General features: G+C 41.4%; 20 protein-coding genes. 6 read left to right on the top strand and 14 right to left on the bottom strand.

The window, feature by feature from the left end:
- The first annotated feature begins 76 nt into the window (after window positions 1-76).
- The 4 genes from cysK to crr all read left to right on the top strand — a co-directional run bounded on the left by cysK (window position 77) and on the right by crr (window position 4,065).
- Complete coding sequence (gene cysK, locus PSF42_RS17180) at window positions 77-1,030, top strand: cysteine synthase A (RefSeq protein WP_213913186.1); 954 nt, start codon at window positions 77-79, stop codon at window positions 1,028-1,030.
- Window positions 1,031-1,381: 351 nt separating this feature from the next.
- Window positions 1,382-1,639: a phosphocarrier protein Hpr gene (gene ptsH, locus PSF42_RS17175; RefSeq protein WP_004264876.1), complete on the top strand. Its 258-nt coding sequence runs from the start codon at window positions 1,382-1,384 to the stop codon at window positions 1,637-1,639.
- A gap of 140 nt (window positions 1,640-1,779) precedes the next feature.
- Window positions 1,780-3,507 (top strand): phosphoenolpyruvate-protein phosphotransferase PtsI, encoded by a 1,728-nt coding sequence (gene ptsI, locus PSF42_RS17170; RefSeq protein WP_272680412.1) that lies wholly within the window; start codon window positions 1,780-1,782, stop codon window positions 3,505-3,507.
- A 48-nt stretch (window positions 3,508-3,555) separates the two neighbouring features.
- The gene (gene crr, locus PSF42_RS17165; protein WP_125892128.1) at window positions 3,556-4,065 is read left to right on the top strand and encodes a PTS glucose transporter subunit IIA; all 510 of its coding nucleotides are present in this window, start codon (window positions 3,556-3,558) and stop codon (window positions 4,063-4,065) included.
- A gap of 93 nt (window positions 4,066-4,158) precedes the next feature.
- On the opposite strand, the gene cysM is transcribed toward crr, so the two are convergent.
- From cysM to PSF42_RS17125, 8 genes are all read right to left on the bottom strand, one after another.
- Window positions 4,159-5,043, bottom strand: a complete 885-nt coding sequence (cysM, locus tag PSF42_RS17160) for a cysteine synthase CysM (protein WP_125892131.1) — start codon at window positions 5,041-5,043, stop codon at window positions 4,159-4,161.
- Window positions 5,044-5,417: 374 nt separating this feature from the next.
- A complete protein-coding gene (gene cysA / locus PSF42_RS17155) occupies window positions 5,418-6,506 on the bottom strand; it encodes a sulfate/thiosulfate ABC transporter ATP-binding protein CysA (RefSeq protein WP_213913184.1) in 1,089 nt (362 codons plus the stop codon).
- A 2-nt stretch (window positions 6,507-6,508) separates the two neighbouring features.
- Window positions 6,509-7,369 (bottom strand): sulfate/thiosulfate ABC transporter permease CysW, encoded by an 861-nt coding sequence (gene cysW / locus PSF42_RS17150; RefSeq protein WP_272680411.1) that lies wholly within the window; start codon window positions 7,367-7,369, stop codon window positions 6,509-6,511.
- Window positions 7,369-8,199 (bottom strand): sulfate/thiosulfate ABC transporter permease CysT, encoded by an 831-nt coding sequence (gene cysT / locus PSF42_RS17145; RefSeq protein ID WP_272680410.1) that lies wholly within the window; start codon window positions 8,197-8,199, stop codon window positions 7,369-7,371. The genes cysW and cysT overlap by 1 nt, the downstream gene beginning before the upstream one ends.
- Window positions 8,199-9,221 (bottom strand): sulfate ABC transporter substrate-binding protein, encoded by a 1,023-nt coding sequence (locus PSF42_RS17140; protein WP_102137561.1) that lies wholly within the window; start codon window positions 9,219-9,221, stop codon window positions 8,199-8,201. The genes cysT and PSF42_RS17140 overlap by 1 nt, the downstream gene beginning before the upstream one ends.
- A 424-nt stretch (window positions 9,222-9,645) precedes the next feature.
- Entirely contained in the window at window positions 9,646-10,545 is a 900-nt protein-coding gene (locus PSF42_RS17135) for a Dyp-type peroxidase (RefSeq protein WP_125892139.1), read from the bottom strand.
- A 242-nt stretch (window positions 10,546-10,787) separates the two neighbouring features.
- Entirely contained in the window at window positions 10,788-11,393 is a 606-nt protein-coding gene (locus tag PSF42_RS17130) for an RpoE-regulated lipoprotein (protein WP_213913183.1), read from the bottom strand.
- A gap of 91 nt (window positions 11,394-11,484) precedes the next feature.
- Entirely contained in the window at window positions 11,485-11,916 is a 432-nt protein-coding gene (locus PSF42_RS17125) for a GNAT family acetyltransferase (protein WP_004264887.1), read from the bottom strand.
- Window positions 11,917-12,052: 136 nt separating this feature from the next.
- Here PSF42_RS17125 and hemF point away from each other — a divergent pair, with 136 nt between their 5' ends.
- Both hemF and PSF42_RS17115 read left to right on the top strand, forming a co-directional pair.
- Window positions 12,053-12,970: an oxygen-dependent coproporphyrinogen oxidase gene (hemF, locus tag PSF42_RS17120; protein ID WP_272680409.1), complete on the top strand. Its 918-nt coding sequence runs from the start codon at window positions 12,053-12,055 to the stop codon at window positions 12,968-12,970.
- Window positions 12,971-13,128: 158 nt separating this feature from the next.
- On the top strand, window positions 13,129-14,265 hold the full coding sequence (locus PSF42_RS17115) for a M4 family metallopeptidase (RefSeq protein WP_272680408.1): 1,137 nt from the start codon (window positions 13,129-13,131) through the stop codon (window positions 14,263-14,265).
- Between the two features lie 119 nt (window positions 14,266-14,384).
- Here PSF42_RS17115 and rluF read toward each other — a convergent pair whose 3' ends face one another.
- The 6 genes from rluF to ispG form a co-directional block, all read right to left on the bottom strand.
- Entirely contained in the window at window positions 14,385-15,254 is an 870-nt protein-coding gene (rluF, locus tag PSF42_RS17110; protein WP_125892147.1) for a 23S rRNA pseudouridine(2604) synthase RluF, read from the bottom strand.
- A 163-nt stretch (window positions 15,255-15,417) separates the two neighbouring features.
- Window positions 15,418-16,902, bottom strand: coding sequence for a ribosome biogenesis GTPase Der (gene der, locus PSF42_RS17105; RefSeq protein WP_272680407.1), 1,485 nt, complete (start codon window positions 16,900-16,902; stop codon window positions 15,418-15,420).
- A gap of 130 nt (window positions 16,903-17,032) precedes the next feature.
- The gene (bamB, locus tag PSF42_RS17100; RefSeq protein ID WP_125892150.1) at window positions 17,033-18,205 is read right to left on the bottom strand and encodes an outer membrane protein assembly factor BamB; all 1,173 of its coding nucleotides are present in this window, start codon (window positions 18,203-18,205) and stop codon (window positions 17,033-17,035) included.
- 20 nt (window positions 18,206-18,225) lie between these two features.
- On the bottom strand, window positions 18,226-18,849 hold the full coding sequence (locus PSF42_RS17095) for a YfgM family protein (RefSeq protein ID WP_125892152.1): 624 nt from the start codon (window positions 18,847-18,849) through the stop codon (window positions 18,226-18,228).
- 10 nt (window positions 18,850-18,859) lie between these two features.
- On the bottom strand, window positions 18,860-20,137 hold the full coding sequence (gene hisS / locus PSF42_RS17090; protein WP_125892154.1) for a histidine--tRNA ligase: 1,278 nt from the start codon (window positions 20,135-20,137) through the stop codon (window positions 18,860-18,862).
- A 218-nt stretch (window positions 20,138-20,355) separates the two neighbouring features.
- Window positions 20,356-21,474: a flavodoxin-dependent (E)-4-hydroxy-3-methylbut-2-enyl-diphosphate synthase gene (ispG, locus tag PSF42_RS17085; RefSeq protein WP_125892156.1), complete on the bottom strand. Its 1,119-nt coding sequence runs from the start codon at window positions 21,472-21,474 to the stop codon at window positions 20,356-20,358.
- Window positions 21,475-21,489 lie beyond the last annotated feature (15 nt).

Raw genomic sequence — 21,489 nt, 5'->3', positions numbered from 1 at the left:
GTATGTTGAATCCATCTCATTATTTTTTAATCAATACTGATTACATTACTGGCTAACCGATTTTTAAGGATATCCCATGAGCAAAATTTATGATGACAACTCGTTGACCATTGGCCACACCCCGCTTGTCCGATTAAAGCATTTTGGTAATGGCAATATTTTAGCAAAAGTGGAGTCTCGCAACCCAAGCTTCAGTGTTAAGTGCCGTATTGGTGCGAACATGATTTGGGATGCAGAGAAAAAAGGTATCCTAAATAAAGACAAAGAATTAGTTGAGCCAACCAGTGGTAATACAGGTATCGCTTTAGCCTATGTCGCTGCGGCAAGAGGTTATAAATTGACCTTAACCATGCCTGAAACGATGAGTATTGAACGCCGTAAACTGCTCAAAGCATTGGGTGCCAACCTCGTTTTAACTGAAGGGGCAAAAGGCATGAAAGGTGCGATAGCTAAAGCTGAAGAAATAGTGAATAGCAATCCTAAAAAATACCTATTACTTCAACAGTTTAACAACCCAGCAAACCCTGAGATTCATGAAAAAACCACAGGCCCTGAAATTTGGGAAGATACTGACGGCAATGTCGACGTTGTGGTTGCAGGTGTCGGTACAGGTGGAACCATTACAGGGATTGCAAGGTACCTGAAGAACACCAAAGGCAAAGATGTGACTATTGTAGCTGTTGAGCCAGAAACCTCACCCGTTATCACACAAGCCTTAGCTGGTGAAGAAATTAAACCGGGACCACATAAAATCCAAGGGATCGGAGCTGGGTTTATTCCAGGTAACTTAGATTTGAAATTACTCGATAAAGTCATTCAAATCAGCGATGACGAAGCCATCAAAACTGCTCGTGAACTGATGGAAAAAGAAGGCATCCTAGCGGGTATTTCATCAGGCGCTGCTATTGCTGCTGCCACTCAAATTGCCGTAGACCCTGCCTATAAAGGTAAAAATATCGTCGTTATTTTACCTTCTTCGGGTGAGCGTTATTTGTCTACAGCCCTATTTGCTGACATCTCCGCTGAGTAACATAATTTCGTTACAATATCGTTAAAAAAGCACCTAAATGGTGCTTTTTTTGTGGTATGGATCAAACTTTAGCACGGATGGAGATGATTTATAATTCGGGGTTTAGTATTAAACATAGTAATTATTTTGCACCTCGAAATTAATCACTTTTTAGCCAACCTCAAGGGCAACTAAAATAATGTATCAATGAGAAAAGGTAGCGAGATAGCAAGAAAAATAGAAAAAGGGTTGATACCGCACAAAGTAGGAAACCTTTTTTCAAGTTAATAATCTAACTTATACGCAAACCTAGTCTATTTCATCTACAATTGGCTGGGTAATTAAAAAAACGAAAGTTATTGAGGAAATACTATGTTTCAGCAAGAAGTTACTATTACGGCACCAAATGGTCTACATACTCGTCCTGCAGCTCAATTTGTAAAAGAAGCAAAAGCATTCTCTTCTGACATTTCTTTAATTTCTGGCGGCAAATCCGCTAGCGCAAAAAGTTTGTTTAAATTACAAACCTTAGGCCTAACGCAAGGCACAGTTGTGACAATTTCTGCTGAAGGCGAAGACGAAAAAGAAGCCGTTGAGCATTTAGTTAAACTGATGGGCGAATTAGAATAATTTCGCACGAAAATAGCATTTACTGATTTCATTCAATGTCCCTGAGTGATGTCATTCGGGGACATTTGTATAATCGGCTATATTCATTGTCGTCTCTGCAACATCAGAACTCCCAGCACTAGCAGCAGTAAGGTAATATTATGATTTCAGGAATTTTAGTATCCCCGGGTTTTGCTTTTGGTCAAGCTTTAATCCTCAAAGAAGATCCTATCGTTGTTAGCACAAAGAAAATTGCTGACGATCAGGTTGATAAAGAAATCGCTCGCTTTATTGAGGGGCGAAACAAGTCAGCCGAACAACTCAATTTGATTAAAGAAAAAGCCGAAAAAAATCTTGGAGCTGAAAAAGCTGAGATTTTTGAAGGTCATATAATGCTGCTGGAAGATGAAGAACTAGAGCAAGAAATTGTCACTTTAATCAAAGGCGACAAAAAAACGGCGGATGCAGCTGCATACTCTGTTATTGAAGATCAAGCCCAAGCACTTGAATCCCTTGATGATGAATACCTTAAAGAACGTGCCGCTGATGTGCGTGATATCGGTAAGCGTTTATTAAAAAATATCTTAAATATTCCTATCGTTGATTTAAGTGCAATCAGCGAAGAAGTTATTTTAGTCGCAGCTGATTTAACCCCTTCAGAAACCGCACAGCTGAATTTAGATAAAGTATTAGGGTTTATTACTGATTTAGGTGGCCGTACATCACATACCTCAATTATGGCGCGTTCCCTTGAATTGCCAGCCATTGTCGGTACGAGTGATGCCACCAGCAAAATTAAAAATGGCGATTTTATTGTATTAGACGGTGTTAACAACACTATCCACTTGAACCCATCTGAAACCGAAATTGACAAACTGAAAGCCTTCCGTGATGAATATCTTCAAGAAAAAGAAGAGCTCGCAAAATTAAAAGATTTGCCAGCTATCACCCTTGATGGTCATCAAGTTGAAGTTTGTGCCAACATTGGTACCGTCCGTGATGTCGCTGGTGCAGAGCGCAATGGCGCAGAAGGTGTTGGCCTCTATCGAACTGAGTTTTTATTCATGGATAGAGACTCTCTTCCTACCGAAGAAGAACAGTTCCAAGCTTATAAAGCCGTTGCAGAAGCAATGGGCAGCCAAGCCGTTATTGTCCGCACTATGGATATCGGCGGTGATAAAGACCTGCCATACATGAATTTACCGAAAGAAGAGAACCCATTCCTCGGCTGGCGTGCAATTCGTATTTGTCTTGATCGCAAAGAAATCTTACACTCACAATTAAGGGCTATTTTAAGAGCCTCTAAATTTGGTAAACTGCGTATTATGTTCCCAATGGTTATTTCCGTTGAAGAAGTTCGTGAACTAAAATCAGAGCTAGAAATACTAAAAGCGCAGTTACGTGAAGAAGGTAAGGCATTTGACGAGTCAATTGAAGTCGGTGTGATGGTTGAAACCCCAGCCGCTGCGGTTATTGCTCGCCATTTGGCAAAAGAAGTTGATTTCTTTAGTATTGGGACGAACGATCTCACTCAATACACTTTAGCGGTCGACCGTGGTAATGAACTGATTTCTCATCTTTACAACCCGATGTCACCCGCTGTCCTAAACTTAATTAAGCAAGTGATCGATGCATCACACGCTGAAGGTAAATGGACTGGGATGTGTGGGGAGTTAGCTGGAGATGAGCGTGCAACCTTATTGCTACTTGGCATGGGTCTGGATGAATTTAGTATGAGCGCAATTTCAATTCCACGTATCAAAAAGTTAATTCGCAATGCGAGCTTTACTGATACTCAAGCTTTGGCTGAACAAGCACTTGCTCAACCAACAGCGGATGAATTGATGAAACTTGTAGATACCTTTATCCAAGAAAAAACGTTATGCTAAGAACAGCACATTAGTTCGGTCCCATATAAAACGATTAGGAGAAGGTCCATGGGTCTGTTTGATAAACTGAAATCACTCGTTTCGGAAGACAAAAGTAGCAGTGGCAGTATTGAAATTATCGCACCTTTATCGGGTGAAATTGTCAATATTGAAGATGTTCCAGACGTTGTGTTCGCAGAAAAAATTGTGGGTGACGGTATTGCGATTAAACCCGCAGGTAACAAAATCGTTGCTCCTGTAGACGGCACAATTGGTAAAATTTTTGAAACTAACCATGCATTTTCTATTGAGTCAGATGATGGCATAGAACTATTCGTTCACTTCGGTATTGATACCGTTGAGCTTAAAGGTGAGGGTTTTAAACGTATCGCTGAAGAAGGTCAAACGGTGAAAAAAGGTGATTTAATCATTGAATTTGATTTAGCACTGTTAGAAGAGAAAGCAAAATCAGTTCTAACGCCTGTTGTCATTTCTAATATGGACGAAATCAAAGAACTCAACAAACTGACTGGCTCAGTGACTGTCGGTGAAACTGTTGTCATGCGTATTAAGAAATAACTCAACAGCCAATATTTAGTTTAAACCATCAGGCCTTGCCTGATGGTTTTTCATTTCTGAGCTCTTTATTGAAAACAGCTGAATTCAATGGTCTTACTCATTAAATACACCCGTTGATAAATAACGGTCTCCTCGGTCGCAAATAACGGCCACGATAACCGCTCCAGGGTTAGCCTTCGCCACTTTTAACGCACCGGCAACCGCCCCTCCCGAGCTCACTCCACAAAAGATACCTTCAACTTTAGCTAAAGCTCTCATAGTCTCTTCAGCTTCTTGCTGGTTTATATCCAGTACACTGTCGACTAATGAGTCATCGAAGATACCGGGCAAATAACCAGGGGACCAACGGCGAATACCGGGGATCTGACTCTTTTCCGCAGGCTGCAAACCTACAATATGTACATCTGAAGATTGGGATTTTAAATAACGGCTTACCCCTGTAATTGTTCCTGTAGTTCCCATACTGGATACAAAATGGGTAATGCTTCCGTTAGTTTGCTGCCATATTTCAGGGCCTGTGGTTTTAAAATGGGCCAACGGGTTATCAGGGTTATTAAATTGGTCTAAAACTTTCCCTTCGCCTCTTTGTTCCATTTCCTTAGCCAAATCGCGGGCACCTTCCATACCCACAGCCGTACTCACTAAGATGAGTTCTGCGCCATAGGCTTGCATTGAAGCTTGCCGCTCTTTACTCATGTTATCTGGCATGAGTAATTTCAGTTTGTAGCCTTTTACTGCGGCAATCATCGCAAGTGCGATACCTGTATTTCCACTCGTTGCTTCAATTAGCGTATCACCTGGTTTAATTTCACCCCGTAATTGCGCTTCATTAATCATTGAGAATGCCGCGCGATCTTTTACTGAACCCGCGGGGTTATTGCCTTCAAGTTTCACCCAAATTTCAGCGTCAATCCCTTGTGTTAAGCGCTGAAGTTTTACTAATGGGGTATTACCGATAAACTGTTCCAGAGCCGACACTTTACCATCCTTATAATTTTTATATATAAATAAGAAACAATAGAGATAAGATATTACCCCAATATTGATACGTGAAAGTTGAAATCTCTTCACATTAATATTAGAAAAATAGGTTATCTTAATAAGCATTTCTGATATAGCTAATTGATATATTATATTACAATAAGTTTATAGAATTGCCAGCAATATTTCACATAAAAATACAATGATTAATGCCGCAATATCAATTAGTTACAGAAAATTAAGACGCAAAGGAAATTAGGCTAAATATCTACATATATAAAGCCTAACCATTGGTAATATATGGCGGGAATAATAGAAAATATAACACCAACAATATATTTATCAGTATTATAAATTATTGAATTTTATATTCATGCGCTTTTAGCTAATGGTGGAAAAATTAATTCCTGATCCCCTTGATAAATCTTTGCCTGTTGGCTGCCTAAAAAGTAACATTCACCTCGAGTGGGTATCGTTTTAGCAGACTGCCAAATCACTGACAACGGTTCTTTACCCCAGCCTAAAGGCTGAACAGTTAATTGCCAAAAATGCCCTCTTGGCCCCGATTCGGTAACCCTAACGGGTAAGCGGTGCTGCTCATCCACTTCCGCTTGTAATGAAATATCCCAAGGCCGTAAAAATACATCGACTTCACCTTGCTGAGCACCTGTATGCTTTAGTGGGAACTCATACCCATCGATATTTAATGTGGAACCTTTGATATGGGCAGAAATCTGGTTAATTTCCCCCATAAATTCAAGGACAAAACGTGTTTCTGGGCGCTGCCAAATATCGCTCGGCGTCCCTACTTGTTCAATATGACCTTGGCTCATCACCACCACTCTGTCTGCCACTTCCATGGCTTCTTCTTGGTCGTGGGTGACAAAAACACTGGTAAATTTTAACTCGTCATGTAATTGGCGTAGCCAACGGCGTAACTCAATACGCACTTGTGCATCGAGCGCACCAAAAGGCTCATCCAATAATAAAATTTGCGGATCAACCGCGAGAGCCCTTGCTAATGCCACTCGCTGTTTTTGTCCCCCTGATAGCTGTGCGGGGTAACGTGAAGCCAAATGGCCAAGTTGAACCATTTCTAGCAATTTGGTTACTTTATCTTTAATAACCTGAGCTGATGGCCGCTGTTTTCTAGGTAAAACAGTTAAACCAAATGCCACATTATCAAATACTGTCATGTGGCGAAATAGCGCATAATGTTGAAATACAAAACCAACATGCCTATCTTTGGCGTGGATTTTACTGACATCCTGACCATGAAAACGCAATAACCCCTGACTTTGCTGTTCAAGCCCTGCAATAATACGCAATAAGGTTGTTTTTCCTGAACCAGAAGGCCCTAATAGGGCAACCATTTCACCCGATGCAATATCCAGTGAAATATCGTTGAGTACTTGGGTTTTACCAAAGAACTTACCGATTTTTTCAATTTCAATACTCATGATTAATGGACTCCTGATTCAGATTGCTGGCGACTTAAATGCCACTGCAATGCACTTTTAAGAATTAAGGTGATAATGGCCATGACAGCTAGGATCCCCGCAGCCGTAAACGCCCCTACCGTATTATAATCTTGATGCAATAATTCAACCTGCAACGGTAAGGTGTATGTTTCTCCACGAATAGCCCCGGAAACCACTGAGACCGCACCAAATTCACCAATCGCCCGGGCGTTAGTTAAAACGACCCCATACAAGAGCGCCCAGCGGATATTCGGTAAGGTCACACGCCAAAACATCTTCCACCCTGAGGCTCCCAGTAACACTGCCGCTTCATCTTCTTGGCTACCTTGGCTTAGCATCAAAGGCACCAGTTCACGTACAACAAATGGGCAAGTCACAAAAATAGTCACCAATGCCATACCTGGCCATGAAAACATCAGTTGGATGTCAAAACCTTCAAGCCATCCACCAAACCAACTGTTTGAGCCATAAAAAAGTAAGTACAGCAAACCCGCGACAACAGGCGAAACCGCAAACGGGATATCAACCAAGGTTAATAATAACTGGCGACCGGGAAACTGAAATCGCGTCACTAACCACGCCATCATGGTGCCAAACACTAAATTTACAGGAACGGTAATTAAAGCAATTAATACTGTTAAACCAATGGCATGTAACATATCAGGGTCTGCCAAATTCAGTAAAACGGCATCTAACCCTTTTTGAAAAGCCGTAATAAATATCCAAATAATTGGAATGACTAACAGTAAAAATGAAAATAATAAACCTATTGCAATAAGTAGCCATTTTCCCCAGTTAATTTGAGTACGGCTAGCGGTATGAATTGGTGTAATTTGCGCCATTACTTGCCCCCTAACCGTTTACCAAAGCGGCTTTGTACTAAATTGACACTAAATAAGAGTAACAATGAAACCGCTAAAATAACTGAGGCGACAGCACTGGCTGCCGGATAATCAAATTGCTGTAGCTGACTAAAAATCATTAATGAGACCACCTCGGTTTGCCATGCAATATTACCTGCAATAAAGATAATGGCACCGAACTCACCTAAACTACGTGTAAAGGATAAAACCGTCCCGGCTAATAGTGCCGGCGAAACTTCCGGCAATATAACACGGCGGAAAGTCTGCCAACGGTTAGCCCCCAGGGTTTGAGCCGCCTCTTCGTACTCAGGTCCGAGCTCTTCCAGTACTGGCTGAACCGTGCGTACAACAAACGGAATACTGGTAAACGCCATCGCAACCGCAATTCCCAGCCAAGTATTCACGACTTTAATATCAAACTGCTGAAGATATTGCCCATACCAGCCCGAGGTTGCAAACAGGGTTGCCAATGTCAGCCCCGCGACAGCGGTAGGTAAGGCAAAAGGTAAATCCACTAAACCATCTAAGAACAAACGCCCAGGAAAACGATAACGCGTTAGGACCCACGCTAATAGCATGCCAAACACCGCATTAAACAAGCTTGCGACTAGCGCTGACAATAGCGTCACTTTATACGCGGCAACCACTTGCGGGTAACTAATGACCGCCCAATATTGCTGCCATGTCATTTCTGATAATTGAATTACCAATGCGCTCATGGGTAATAGCAATATCAAGCAGGTATAAAACAGGCTGCTACCTAGCGTTAGTCCGAATCCCGGCAAAAAGCGCTTTCCTGAACGATCCATTAACGGCGCCCTTCAGCCATTAATTGGTCAAACTCTCCACCCGTCGCAAAATGAACCTCCATCACTTTTGGCCAGCTCTCGAATTGTGATTCAACGGTAAAGAGCTGAGTTTCAGGAAATTTAGCCTTATTTGCATTCATCACAGCTTTGTCATTCACTCGATAATTGTACTGAGTGATGATTTCTTGAGCCTGTGGGCTATAGAGATAATTTAAGTAAGCTTTAGCAACGTCTTCAGTCCCATTTTTCTGTACATTTTTGTCGACCCAAGCGACAGGAAACTCCGCTAAGATATCCACAGGTGGCACAATAACTTCGTAGTCTGACTCACCGTACTGAGAGCGAATATTATTCACCTCTGATTCAAAACTAATGAGGACGTCACCGAGCCCTCGCTCAATAAATGACGTCGTCGCGCCACGCCCACCGGTATCGAATACTTCTACATTTTTCAAAAACTGTTTCATTTGCTCACGGGTTTTTGCTTTATCATCTTTATTTTCCTGATTAAAAGCGCCCCATGCCGCAAGGTAGGTATAACGGCCATTTCCTGATGTTTTTGGATTTGGGAAGATTAATTTGACATCTTCACGGACTAAATCATCCCACGTTTTAATTCCTTTAGGGTTTCCTTTACGAACTAAAAATGCCATCGTTGAATAGTAAGGCGAGCTGTTATTTGGTAAGCGCGCTTGCCAGTCTGCTGGGATCAGATTCCCTTTCTCATGCAAAATTTGCACGTCAGTGACTTGGTTGTAGGTCACGACATCTGCTTTCAAACCTTGTAGAATAGCCAAGGCCTGCTTAGATGAACCTGCGTGTGATTGCTTAATCGTGAGTTTGTCGTCAGGGTGAGCCTCATTCCATTGCTTTTCAAATGAAGGGTTCAACGCCACAAATAATTCACGGGCAATATCATAAGAGCTATTAAGTAGTTCAGCGGCAACTAATGGCGAGCTCCCAAGTAATGATACCGTTGCTAAACTCGCTAGTGCTGTTTTTTTCAAAAATGATTTTTTCATTCCACACCTGTTCGTAACTAAACCTAAATGGCTAACATTAAAACCACTGTATATGTTTTGGTTATAACTGTGTAGCTATCAATCACCTTTTTATATACCAAATTGGAATAACAAAGAAATGAACGTCATAAGCAGGAAAATTAACTGATTTTTTAATTAGTTAGTGATATGAATATTACTCAATGGAAGGGCATTCTATAAGTTAAATCATTACTAGGAAGTCAGTCGGCATTAATGACAATGGGTTAATAATAGAATAAATACAAATCATTATGTTTAAATTGCTAGTATAAATAGTGACTCTACATAATTTGTGTTACAGCTAGGCGGCAAGGAAGATTAGCCCTAGGAGCATACAATAGTATGTGACTAGGGTAATCTTACGTAGCCAACAACGCTGTAACACAAAGAATGACGAGTAACTCTAAAGAGACGTCAATGTCTCAATCGACGGAGCATAGTAATAACTCCCCGAAACGGCTTTCGTCATACGCAGCAAATCATCGTATTTACCGTCTTTTTCACCGAACATGCTTAATAATTGCTGTTCAATATTGTGTAACCTTGCACAATAAGCGATAAAGAATAAACCATGTTTGCCGCTTGCTGTGCCATATGGCAAGCTGTGACGCATAACTGAAAGCTCTTCGCCCTCTTCTTCTATCACCACGCGTGAGACATGAGAGGTGACATTACGTACATCTTCATCTAATTCAACGCTATCTTTTTTCGTACGGCCAATCATTTTTTCTTGTTCATGTTCCGAAAAACGATCCCATTTTCTCAAATCGTGTTCATAGCGTTGGACTAAAACATAGCTTCCGCCTTTATCTTCACCATCTTCGATTAATGTGACTTCCGCGATTTCTTCACCTTGTGGATTTTCTGTTCCATCAATAAAACCGCTTAAATCCCTATCATCTACCCAACGAAAACCATGAATTTCTTCAACCACAGAGATGGATTTACCAAATGCTTTTAAAGCTGCCTGTGCTAATGAAAAATTAATATCATGACGCAGTGATTGAATGTGAATAAACATATCCCGCTGAGTGGCGGGAGCAAGCCCTTTCCCCAGAGTTTGAAATGGTTTCAATTCAGGGGCACTATTTGCCTTACCGAGCTGTTTCCAGATGTCAGAGCCAAACGCGATAACGGCACCAAGACGATCGTCTGGATATTGCGCTTGTAATTTGGTTAAAGCCTCGACAAAGCTTTTACATCCAGACTTAACTTCATCCAGAGATCCCTCTTGCACTTGCGCTTCAATAAAAATACCAAAACGGCTATGTTCTTTCAAAATACCACTTTGAGAATGAGACATACGGTAAACCTCGTAAAATGAATATGTTATATAACCTATTTCTTATATAAACGATTTTAATAGCTTATCTTATCGTCATGATGTTCACCTTGTTTTAACGCAAGGGAATATAGGTTTCCGGTCTATTATAAGAAAGAAAATTTAAGAAAGGGGAAATTTCTTTGAAAACAAGGAAAAAGAAATACTAACGGAAAAATATCGCCAGTATGAATAGTCCTGGCGATATCATTAACGAAATGAACCTATTTATGCCAAATAATCTGTGATATTTGCCATGTTTTCAGGTCATCATCTGAAGGCATTAGATCTTCTGGACCTTGCCATTTACCTGTAAACCGGTAAACCACTTTACTTGATTGCGGTGAATTACATTCAATTGTCGGAACGTCATTTACACGCTCACCTAAGCCGCAGATACCAAATGCTTTTTGATAAATTTCGCTAAATTCAGTACCAATCGTAGGCCCCCATTCAGTTATAATATCTGGGTCATTCACGGTAATTCGTGATACATAACCATGTTCAGGGCCAACGATTTCTAATTTTACTTCATTATCATCCATTCCTTGGAAAACTGTGACCACATCCCCACTTTCCATTTGCATACCGCTGCGTAATGTATAGCGGTCATTGAGTTGTTTCTTAATGATATCCGCTTGCATTGGTGTAAAATTTGTCACTTGGCCAAGCCCTGAGTCAGAAACCACCAGCGGGCCACTAAACCAAGTCGACGGTGAAAAAACCTTCACACCCGCACACCCTGATAACAGGGCTGCTCCACAGAGTAGAGAAGCCTTAAACAACGGCGATAATCCATTATTACTATTCAACTTTGCATGTTGGGACATATCATCCTCTTTTATGAGTCGCATAATGCATATTGTGACAATCTATTTATTAAAACATTCCCATGAATAGTTAAATAAATAGTCAATTAACTTAAAAATCCGTTTCGTGCGTTAATTTTTTCGAATAAATTAAACGTTCAGGTTGTTCTTCTTCATACAACATTTTTTCAAACATACAGATAGCCGCATCCGACTCTTCACTCACTAATAGCTCTATTCTTCCGCAACCTCTGGCGATCAGTTTCTTTTCTAGTCGGCTCACTAGTGCGTTAGCGATACCCCGTCCACGGTATTCAGGATGAACGGCAAGGTAAACAGCGGTGCCGCGAATGCCATCATATCCCCCCATAATGGTGCCAACGACTTCACCGGCAACTTCAGCCACTAAAAATAAGTCTGCCCCACACTGTAATTTGCGTTCGATATCGAGCTCAGGATCCCCTGAAAATTCATTGAGAGAACAGCGCTCCCAGAGTGTCAGGACATCTTCATAATCACTTTGCCGAAAGACTCGTATTTCCATATTATTTGCCTGCTTAACCTAATCTTTCTGCCATTATCTCTGCTTTTACGACACAATCAATATTCAATATGCCTTTCTTCGTACAAAAGGGTATACTTTAACCATTATTTTTTACCTATGGTTTTATTATAAAACAATGAATTACCCAGATATTGATCGCGTAAAAAGCTATTTGCAAAGCTTGCAAGAGACGATTTGCCAAAAAATCACTGAGCTAGATGGTAAAGAAACTTTTCTAGAACAAACATGGGAACGCTCTGAAGGTGGTGGAGGTCGCAGCCGGGTACTAACTAAAGGGGCACTATTTGAACAAGCTGGGGTGAATTTCTCGCATATTAAAGGAGAAAAATTACCTGCATCGGCTTCTGCACATCGCCCTGAACTTGCAGGTCGCAGCTACCAAGCAATGGGCGTCTCTCTCGTTATTCACCCGCTGAATCCTTATATTCCAACAACCCACGCTAATGTCCGTTTCTTTATTGCGGAAAAAGAAGGTTGTGAGCCCGTTTGGTGGTTTGGTGGCGGCTTTGATCTCACTCCTTTCTATGGTTTTCATGACGATGTCATCCACTGGCACACCGTTGCTCGTGATTTATGTCGTCCTTATGGGCATGATGTTTATCCTAAATATAAAAATTGGTGTGATGAATATTTCTTCCTGAAACATAGAAATGAACCTCGTGGTGTTGGCGGCCTATTTTATGATGACCTTAACCAAGGTGGGTTTGAATCTTGTTTTGACTTCACTCAAGCAGTTGGCAATGGCTTTTTAGATGCCTATGTGCCTATTGTTGAAAAACGCCGAGAGTATTCATGGGGTGAACGAGAACGCCAATTTCAATTATATCGCCGTGGCCGTTACGTAGAATTCAACTTAGTGTGGGACAGAGGTACATTATTTGGCTTACAAAGTGGAGGCCGAACAGAATCCATCTTAATGTCAATGCCACCGCTTGTTCGTTGGGAATATGACTATCACCCAGAACCGAATAGCAAAGAAGCCGCTCTCTATACTGAATTTTTAATCCTAAATAAAGAGTGGGTTTCGCCATAATTAATGACACTGGTTTATAAATTAAGGTAGAAAGATAACAGTTCTACCTTTCTATCATAAAATAGCAATAAGTAATTTTAAAGCTTATATATCAGGTAGTTACAAAATCATCACGACGAATTATGATTCCATTTCACCCAACTGAATGGAGTTATAATATGAATCAATTTTTAGGCCGTTCGTTACTCTCACCTTGTTTATTGGCCAACTTAGTAACTAAAGCAGGTCATAATGACTTAAAATCAACGCTCACACATATCAATGATATTATGAGCCGAACCTACTCACATGAAGATGCATTACTTCATCGCAATAATCTTTCATCTTGTCCTATAGATACAACAGGAAAGCGTTATAACCGCTTTATTCGTGACGCTCAAGTCCCCGTTCCATATAAGCACCACTGGCATTCCGACCTACCAATCTGTGAACGTTCAGGGCTTTCTCCTGATAGTCATATGCCACATGATGATTATGCTGTCATTATGTGCGAAGACGACACTCAAGCACCCTCAAGACCCGCGGGGCAAGTATTTAATTCAATTGGCGTTATTCGCACCTTTTTTAAGGAAAAATTAAATATTGATCAAATTTTTGGCTGTTCTGCTGATATTAATGCGGTTATTCATTATGGAACAAACTATGCTAACGCATTTTGGAATTCTCAAGCTATTTTCTTTGGTGACGGGGATGGAATCGTTTTTGGTCCATTCTATAACGACATTGATATAATCGCTCACGAACTTGCTCATGGTTTTATTAGTTCAAAAGCTGATTTTAGATACTCTTTCCAGTCTGGAGCACTGAATGAGTCCGTCGCGGACGTACTTGGGATTATGGTGAAGCAATATTTGAACAATGAAACCGCGGATACATCCAGCTGGTTGCTTGGTGAAAATTTATTTATTGACCAAATAAATGCGCCTGCACTGCGTTCGATGATAAATCCAGGCGACGCTTATTATCTTTCTGATGACATTAGAGATCCACAAGTTGGCCATATGGCTCAATATCAAGATTTACCTATTTTTATTGATAATGGTGGCGTACATATTAATTCAGGCATTCCAAATAAAGCCTTTTACCTATTAGCCAAAAGCCTTGGCGGCTATACATGGGATATTGCGGGTAGAATTTGGCTTGAGGCCGTATCTGACAAACGCGTAACCTCGAAGGCGACCTTCATCGAATTTGCAGATGCGACGATCCGTGCAGCTAAGAAATTGTTTGATGATAATATCGCACAAAAAACACAACAGAGTTGGCTAGATGTTGGGTTGAAAGTTAATCTGTAGTAATCAATATCACTAGACAACATTAAACTATTTAAGATCCATTTTCTGAAAAACTAAAGGCCGATATTAAAGAGCATTCGCTAACTCTTTCAATCAGCCTTATTAACCAAACCTGCACGTCAACGTTTTTTCTTTTTTCTACCTGGTTGTGTAAATTTTTTACGTGTCGGGTTTTCTGTTTTTGCTTTTGGTTTACTTGGCGATGCTTGCTTTGTATTCCCTTTAGTCGCAGAAGTGGATTTCTTTGGCTTTTTCAATTTCACGTCTGACTCAGATTTTTCCATCATATCAAATAATTCAATCAGTTCGTCATCCGTTAAATCTCGCCACTCACCGACAGGAATACCAGTCAACCTGACATTCATGATACGAACACGTTCAAGTTTAGTGACGTCAAAACCAAAATGCTCACACATACGACGAATTTGACGGTTTAACCCTTGCACAAGCGTAATTCTAAAAACAAAAGGCGCTTCTTTCTTAACCTTACATTTTTTAGTCATTGTACCGAGGATCGGGACACCAGCCCCCATGCCACGGATAAAATCATCTGTAATGGGTTTATTGACGGTAACTAAATACTCTTTCTCATGAGAGTTTCCAGCCCGTAAAATTTTATTCACCAAATCCCCATGGTTAGTGAGAAAAATTAACCCTTGAGAGTCTTTATCTAAGCGGCCAATTGGGAAAATTCGGGTGCTGTGATTAACATAATCAACAATATTATCTTTTTCGCCACTCTCCGTCGTACTGACAATACCGACAGGCTTATTGAGTGCGATTAACACTAAATCTTCTTCATTACGCGGCTCAATTAATTGCCCATTAACTTTTACTACGTCACCCGAAAAAACTTGGTCGCCAATTCCTGCACGCTTACCATTAATAAATACATTACCTTGCTCAATATAACGGTCAGCTTCACGTCTTGAGCAAATACCACTTTCACTAATATATTTGTTTAAACGTGTAGAAGAACGAGTATCCATAATTTCCCTCAATCACTTATCCCCCTGCAGCCCTATTTTTATCTATTTTGGCAGCACAGGCACAATGTTAATTTTCCAAACCTTCGAAGTCAGTAATATAGTAAAAAGCCGTAACATCATAATTTTGTTACGGCTTTTTATAAGGTTAATAAACCTTAATTAACTAACGTTTTTTCATATGTTGCATTAAACGTTTACGCTTACGTAATTGCGTTGGCGTTAATTTATTTTTCTTATCTGCATAAGGGTTTTCACCCTCTTTAAACAGAATTCGAATTGGCGTTCCCATCACTTGTAATGAACGACGGAAGTAATTCATCAAATAACGCTTATAGCTGTCGGGTAAATCGGAGACTTGGTTACCGTGGATCACCACAATCGGTGGGTTGTGCCCACCTGCATGCGCATATTTCATTTTCACACGACGACCACGGATAAGCGGTGGTTGGTGCTCATCTTCAGCCATCTTCATGATGCGAGTTAACAGTGCCGTACCGACTCGACGAGTTGCTGACTCGTAAGCTTCTTGCACTGATTCAAATAGGTTCCCCACTCCACTACCATGCAGCGCAGAAATAAAGTGAATACGCGCGAAATCAATAAAACCAAGACGCAGTTCAAGCATGTCTTTTACGTGTTCGCGATCTTCTGGTTTCATACCGTCCCATTTATTGACCGCAATCACCAATGAACGTCCCGCATTAAGGATAAAACCAAGTAAAGACAAATCTTGGTCTGAGATACCTTCACGTGCATCAATAACTAATAATACGACGTTCGCATCTTCAATCGCTTGTAATGTTTTAATTACAGAAAATTTTTCGACTGTTTCTGTAACTTTACCGCGTTTACGTACACCTGCTGTGTCAATCAGGATATATTCACGCTCATCGCGTTCCATTGGAATATAAATGCTATCACGAGTTGTCCCGGGCATATCAAACACGATAACTCTATCTTCACCCAATATCCGGTTGGTTAATGTGGATTTACCTACGTTCGGACGACCAACAATGGCTAATTTAATCGGTAAAGTTGTTGGGTCAAAGTCATCTTCTTCATCTTCATCTTCATCAAGCTCACCTTGTGCTTCTAATTCAGCCCAATAAGCCGCATTTTCTTCTTCTTCGGTCAGCTCAACGTCTTCTTCGACTTCACCAATAAACGGTTTCAACGATTGTTCTATTAACTGAGTAACACCACGGCCGTGTGATGCGGCGATAGGATGAATTTCCCCTAAGCCAAGAGAGTAAAAATCCCCAATTGCCGTTGTGACATCAATACCATCTGTTTTGTTTGCAACTAAATACGTTTTTTTCTTGCGACTACGAAGATGTTTGGCAATACCTTCGTCCGCAGGCATTAGCCCAGATCTTGCATCAACCATAAACAGAACAATATCGGCCTCTTCAATGGCTTGCAAGGACTGTGCGGCCATGTGCGTTTCTACGCCTTCCTCAGTCCCATCGATACCACCCGTGTCGATAATAATGAATTCATGCCCTTCAACTTCAGCACGACCATATTTGCGATCACGAGTCAGACCGGGAAAGTCCGCTACTAATGCGTCACGGGTACGGGTTAAACGGTTAAATAACGTGGATTTTCCTACGTTTGGACGCCCTACCAGCGCTACGACGGGTATCATTCTTAGATGCCTCACAACTTTTATTAACTAAAGGAATTCTGAGGCTTTAACTCAGAAAACAAAAAAACGAAACGGCTCCTGTCTTCAGGAACCGTTGATTTTATCGATAAATTGGCGGTTTGTCAGAAAATTAACGTGTTAACAGGTAAACTGTTCCGTTTTTTGTCTGAACCATTAGCTTATCACTCGCAACGACTGGGCGACTGTGAATACCGGAGCTGTTTAGTTTGTTTTGCGCAACAAACCCACCCGTATTCATATCTAACCAATGCAGGTAGCCTTCTTTATCACCGACAACAAGGTAACCATTATACATTTCTGGCGCAGATAACCCACGATTTAACAGGTCTTCCTGTGTCCATAGCGTCACACCGTCGCTTTTACGAACAGACAATACGCGGTCATTTTGATCTACGAGATACAGGTTTTCACCAGACATCACCATGTTATTGATTGAGCCCAAATCACGTTTCCACAGAATTTGACCGGAACGCATATCCAGTGCCGCCAATGTGCCATTATAAGCAATCGCATACACTTTACCGTCATCAATAATTGGTGTCATATCGACATCATTTAAGCGGCCGATTTCTGTCGAGCTTGTCACTTGCGAAATACGTTGTTGCCAAATTAATTGACCTTGAGACAACAGCACTGCACTAACACGACCGTTATCCCCACCGACAATCGCAGCACCAAAAGCCACCGCAGGAGCAGATTCACCACGTAATGACAACGATGGAGTATCCATGTTAACGGTCCATTTGATTTCACCGCTATTGACATCTAAAGCTTGCAGTTGACCATTACTGGTGTGAATAATAACAAGATCGTTACTCACTACCGGTTTAGAGAGGGCTTCACCTGCAACTTCGACATCCCAAACAACTTGGCCATCTTCTTTGTTCAGAGCAATTACGGTTCCGCGCTCTGTACCCACAAAGATTTTGTCGCCATCAACAGTTAAACCGCCTGACAGTAACGCAGACAAGTTAGCAGAAAGAAAACCTGTTCGTTTAGATAAATCGACTGACCAGAGTTCTTTACCGCTATCGAGTTCAAAGGCTTTAACTAAACCTTTGCGGTCTGCTGCATAAACCGCTGAACCGTCCCAAGCAGGTGATAATTCAGAATAAAATTGTTCAACACCATTTCCGACAGATTTATCCCAAACAATTGATGGGCTGAATTGATTTTCAACCTGTGGAAGTGGCGCCATGATAATAGAATCAGTTTCGCTGGAACAACCGGCAAGTAAAGCTGAAGCGACTAGGCCAACTAAAAGTGTTTTGCGCAACTGCATGTTTGTCGTTTCCTTTCTTCTTATGAATTAGATACGTTGTTCAACTTCAGAGTCAAAATACCTCTAATAGATTGAGAGCCTTCACTTTCTAACCCCTGAGCGTAAGCCGCTTTCGCACCTGCTTTATCGCCCTTATGGAGTAAAGCATCACCACGGACATCCTGTGCCGTTGCTTGCCATGATTTACTTTTAATATTTGCAACTGATGCTATCGCGCCATCAGCGTTACCTTGAGCCAATTGAACTCGCGCTAAACGCAGGTTAATTAAATCTTGCATATCTGCGGTTTTTGCCTTCGCTAGTGCATTGGTCAAAGCAGTTTGTGCGTTAGCTAAATCACCTTTATCTACAGCAATTTGCGCAAGCTCTAAACCCATCATCGCACTGTATACATCGTCAGTTTCAGCCGCGAATTTTTGTGCTGCAACAATACCTTGTTCTGAACCCGAACGTAGCTGAGTGTTTACTGCTTCAAACTTTTGAGCGCTTTCTTGCAGTACATTGATTTTATGTGATTGCCAGTAGTTCCAACCAAATACACCACCAACACCAATTACGAGGCCAACAACTAATGCCACGCCATTATTCGCAAAGAAGCGTTTAATCGCATCGACTTGATCATTTTCGTTTGTATAGACTTCCACTTGTCTCTCCTTAACCTAATAACTCGGCGATGCGTGACGCCATAAGTTGCTGCGAAATGGTTTCTTGTACGCCTGTGCGTAAATCTTTCAATGTGACTTGGTTATTTTGAATTTCATCTTCCCCCAAGATCAGGGCAATTTTAGCGCCTTGTTTATCCGCTCTTGCTAACTGTTTCTTGAAGTTACCACCACCGTGGTTAGTCATTAACCGCAGTGTCGGGAGTGCATCTCGCACTTTTTCGGCCACTAATATCGCTGCTTGTTGGCTATTTTCGCCAAATGAAGCAAGATAAACATCAGCCACTGAAGCATCCGCTGTAAATTCAGGATTCACTTCTTGAACTAATAACACCATGCGTTCCATACCCATGGCAAAACCCACCGCAGGTGTTGCACGACCGCCTAATTGTTCAACTAAGCCATCATAACGGCCACCCGCGCAAACTGTACCCTGTGAGCCCAACGCCGTTGTTACCCATTCAAAAACAGTGCGGTTATAGTAGTCAAGACCACGAACTAAGCGCTGATTAACACGGTATTGAACACCAGCGGCTTCTAACAGCTTGCATAAGCCATCAAAGTGCTCACGTGATTCGACATCAAGGTAATCAAACAGTTCAGGTGCATCATTCAATAAAGTCTGAACGCCTTGATTTTTGGAGTCCAAAACACGCAGAGGGTTCGTATACATCCGACGTTTACAATCTTCATCCAGCTTGTCTTTATGCTGTTCTAAGAAAGCAACTAGAGCCTCACGGTAATTAGCACGCGCTTCTAATGAGCCAATCGAGTTCAGCTCTAATGTCACATGCTCACTAATACCTAACGCTTTCCACCAGCGCGCTGTCATTAAAATCACTTCGGCATCGATATCCGGGCCAGCAAGCCCAAAAACTTCAGCCCCTAACTGGTGAAATTGACGATAACGACCTTTTTGTGGACGCTCATAACGGAACATAGGGCCTAAATACCACAAACGCTGTTCCTGATTGTACAGCAAACCATGCTCAATACCGGCACGGACACAACCTGCGGTATTTTCAGGGCGTAATGTCAGACTTTCATCATTACGGTCATTGAAAGTGTACATTTCTTTTTCAACGACATCCGTCACTTCACCTATCGCTCTGCGAAATAGCGGGGTCTGCTCTACAATCGGGGTACGAATTTCACTAAAACCATAACCCTGTAAAATATTTTTTAATGTTGCTTCGATTTTCTGCCATACACGCGTGTCAGCTGGCAAGTAATCATTCATGCCGCGAATGGCTTGGATATTTTTTCCCACTTTATTTCTCTATTTTCAGAATTACATAAGTTTGATTATAAGAGCGAAATATCATCTGGTTCAATCAACAAACACCAATTACTGATACTAATCGGGATTTATCTGTCAATTTGTACGGTGAGCGACCGATTTTAGAAAAAAATGCGGATAATTGATATAGTGTTTGTTCTAAATACGCCAAACGACTCTGCAAGTCGCTTGGCATTAAACAGACAACATTAATCTTTTAAGTTGACTTCAATCCGTCTACTTTCATCCATCATCGCTGCTTTAGCTCGAATTTTAGCCTCTAACTGGTCGATAATATTGTCATTATCAAAGCGCTCTTTTTGACGTTTACCGTCTTCATAAAAACCGCTCTTGGTTTTTGCACCTGCAACACCTAAGGTCGACACCTCCGCTTCACCAGGGCCGTTAACCACACAACCAATAATCGACACATCCATTGGTGTAATGATGTCTTCTAAACGCTGCTCTAATTCATTCACGGTACCTATCACGTCAAACTCTTGCCGTGAACACGTTGGACAAGCAATAAAATTAATGCCACGCGAACGAATACGCAGTGATTTTAAGATATCAAAACCGACTTTAACCTCTTCAACCGGGTCTGCTGCTAAAGAAATACGCAAAGTATCACCGATACCTTCAGACAGTAGCATTCCTAAACCAATTGCCGATTTTACTGAGCCTGCACGTGCACCACCGGCCTCGGTGATCCCTAAATGCAGTGGTTGATCGATTTTATTCGCTAATAAACGGTAGGAGCCGACAGCGAGAAACACATCTGATGCTTTTACACTGACTTTAAACTGGTCAAAATTCAGTCTATCTAAGATATCCACATGGCGCATTGCTGACTCAACTAAGGCTTCAGGTGTCGGTTCGCCATACTTCTCTTGAATATCTTTTTCAAGGGAACCACCATTGACCCCAATGCGAATAGGAATATTGTAATGGCGTGCACAATCAACCACTTGGCGAATTCTTTCTTCGCTACCAATATTACCTGGGTTAATACGTAAGCAATCAACACCGTACTCGGCCACTTTTAATGCAATACGATAGTCAAAATGGATATCAGCCACCAGAGGAACACTAACTTGCTGTTTAATCAACTTAAACGCTTCTGCCGCATCCATCGTAGGAACAGAAACGCGAACAATATCCACACCAACACGCTCAAGTGATTTAATTTGGCGGACAGTGGCTTCGACATCAGTTGTGCGGGTATTAGTCATTGACTGGACAGCGATAGGTGCGCCATCGCCTACTGGTACGCTGCCTACATTAATACGAGTGGATTTACGTCTTTTTATCGGTGATTCATTATGCATTTTTGTTTAATTCTC

This window comes from Providencia sp. PROV032 (assembly GCF_028484875.1).
Lineage (GTDB): Bacteria > Pseudomonadota > Gammaproteobacteria > Enterobacterales > Enterobacteriaceae > Providencia > Providencia rettgeri_E.
This window is presented reverse-complemented; position numbering and strand designations above follow the sequence as displayed.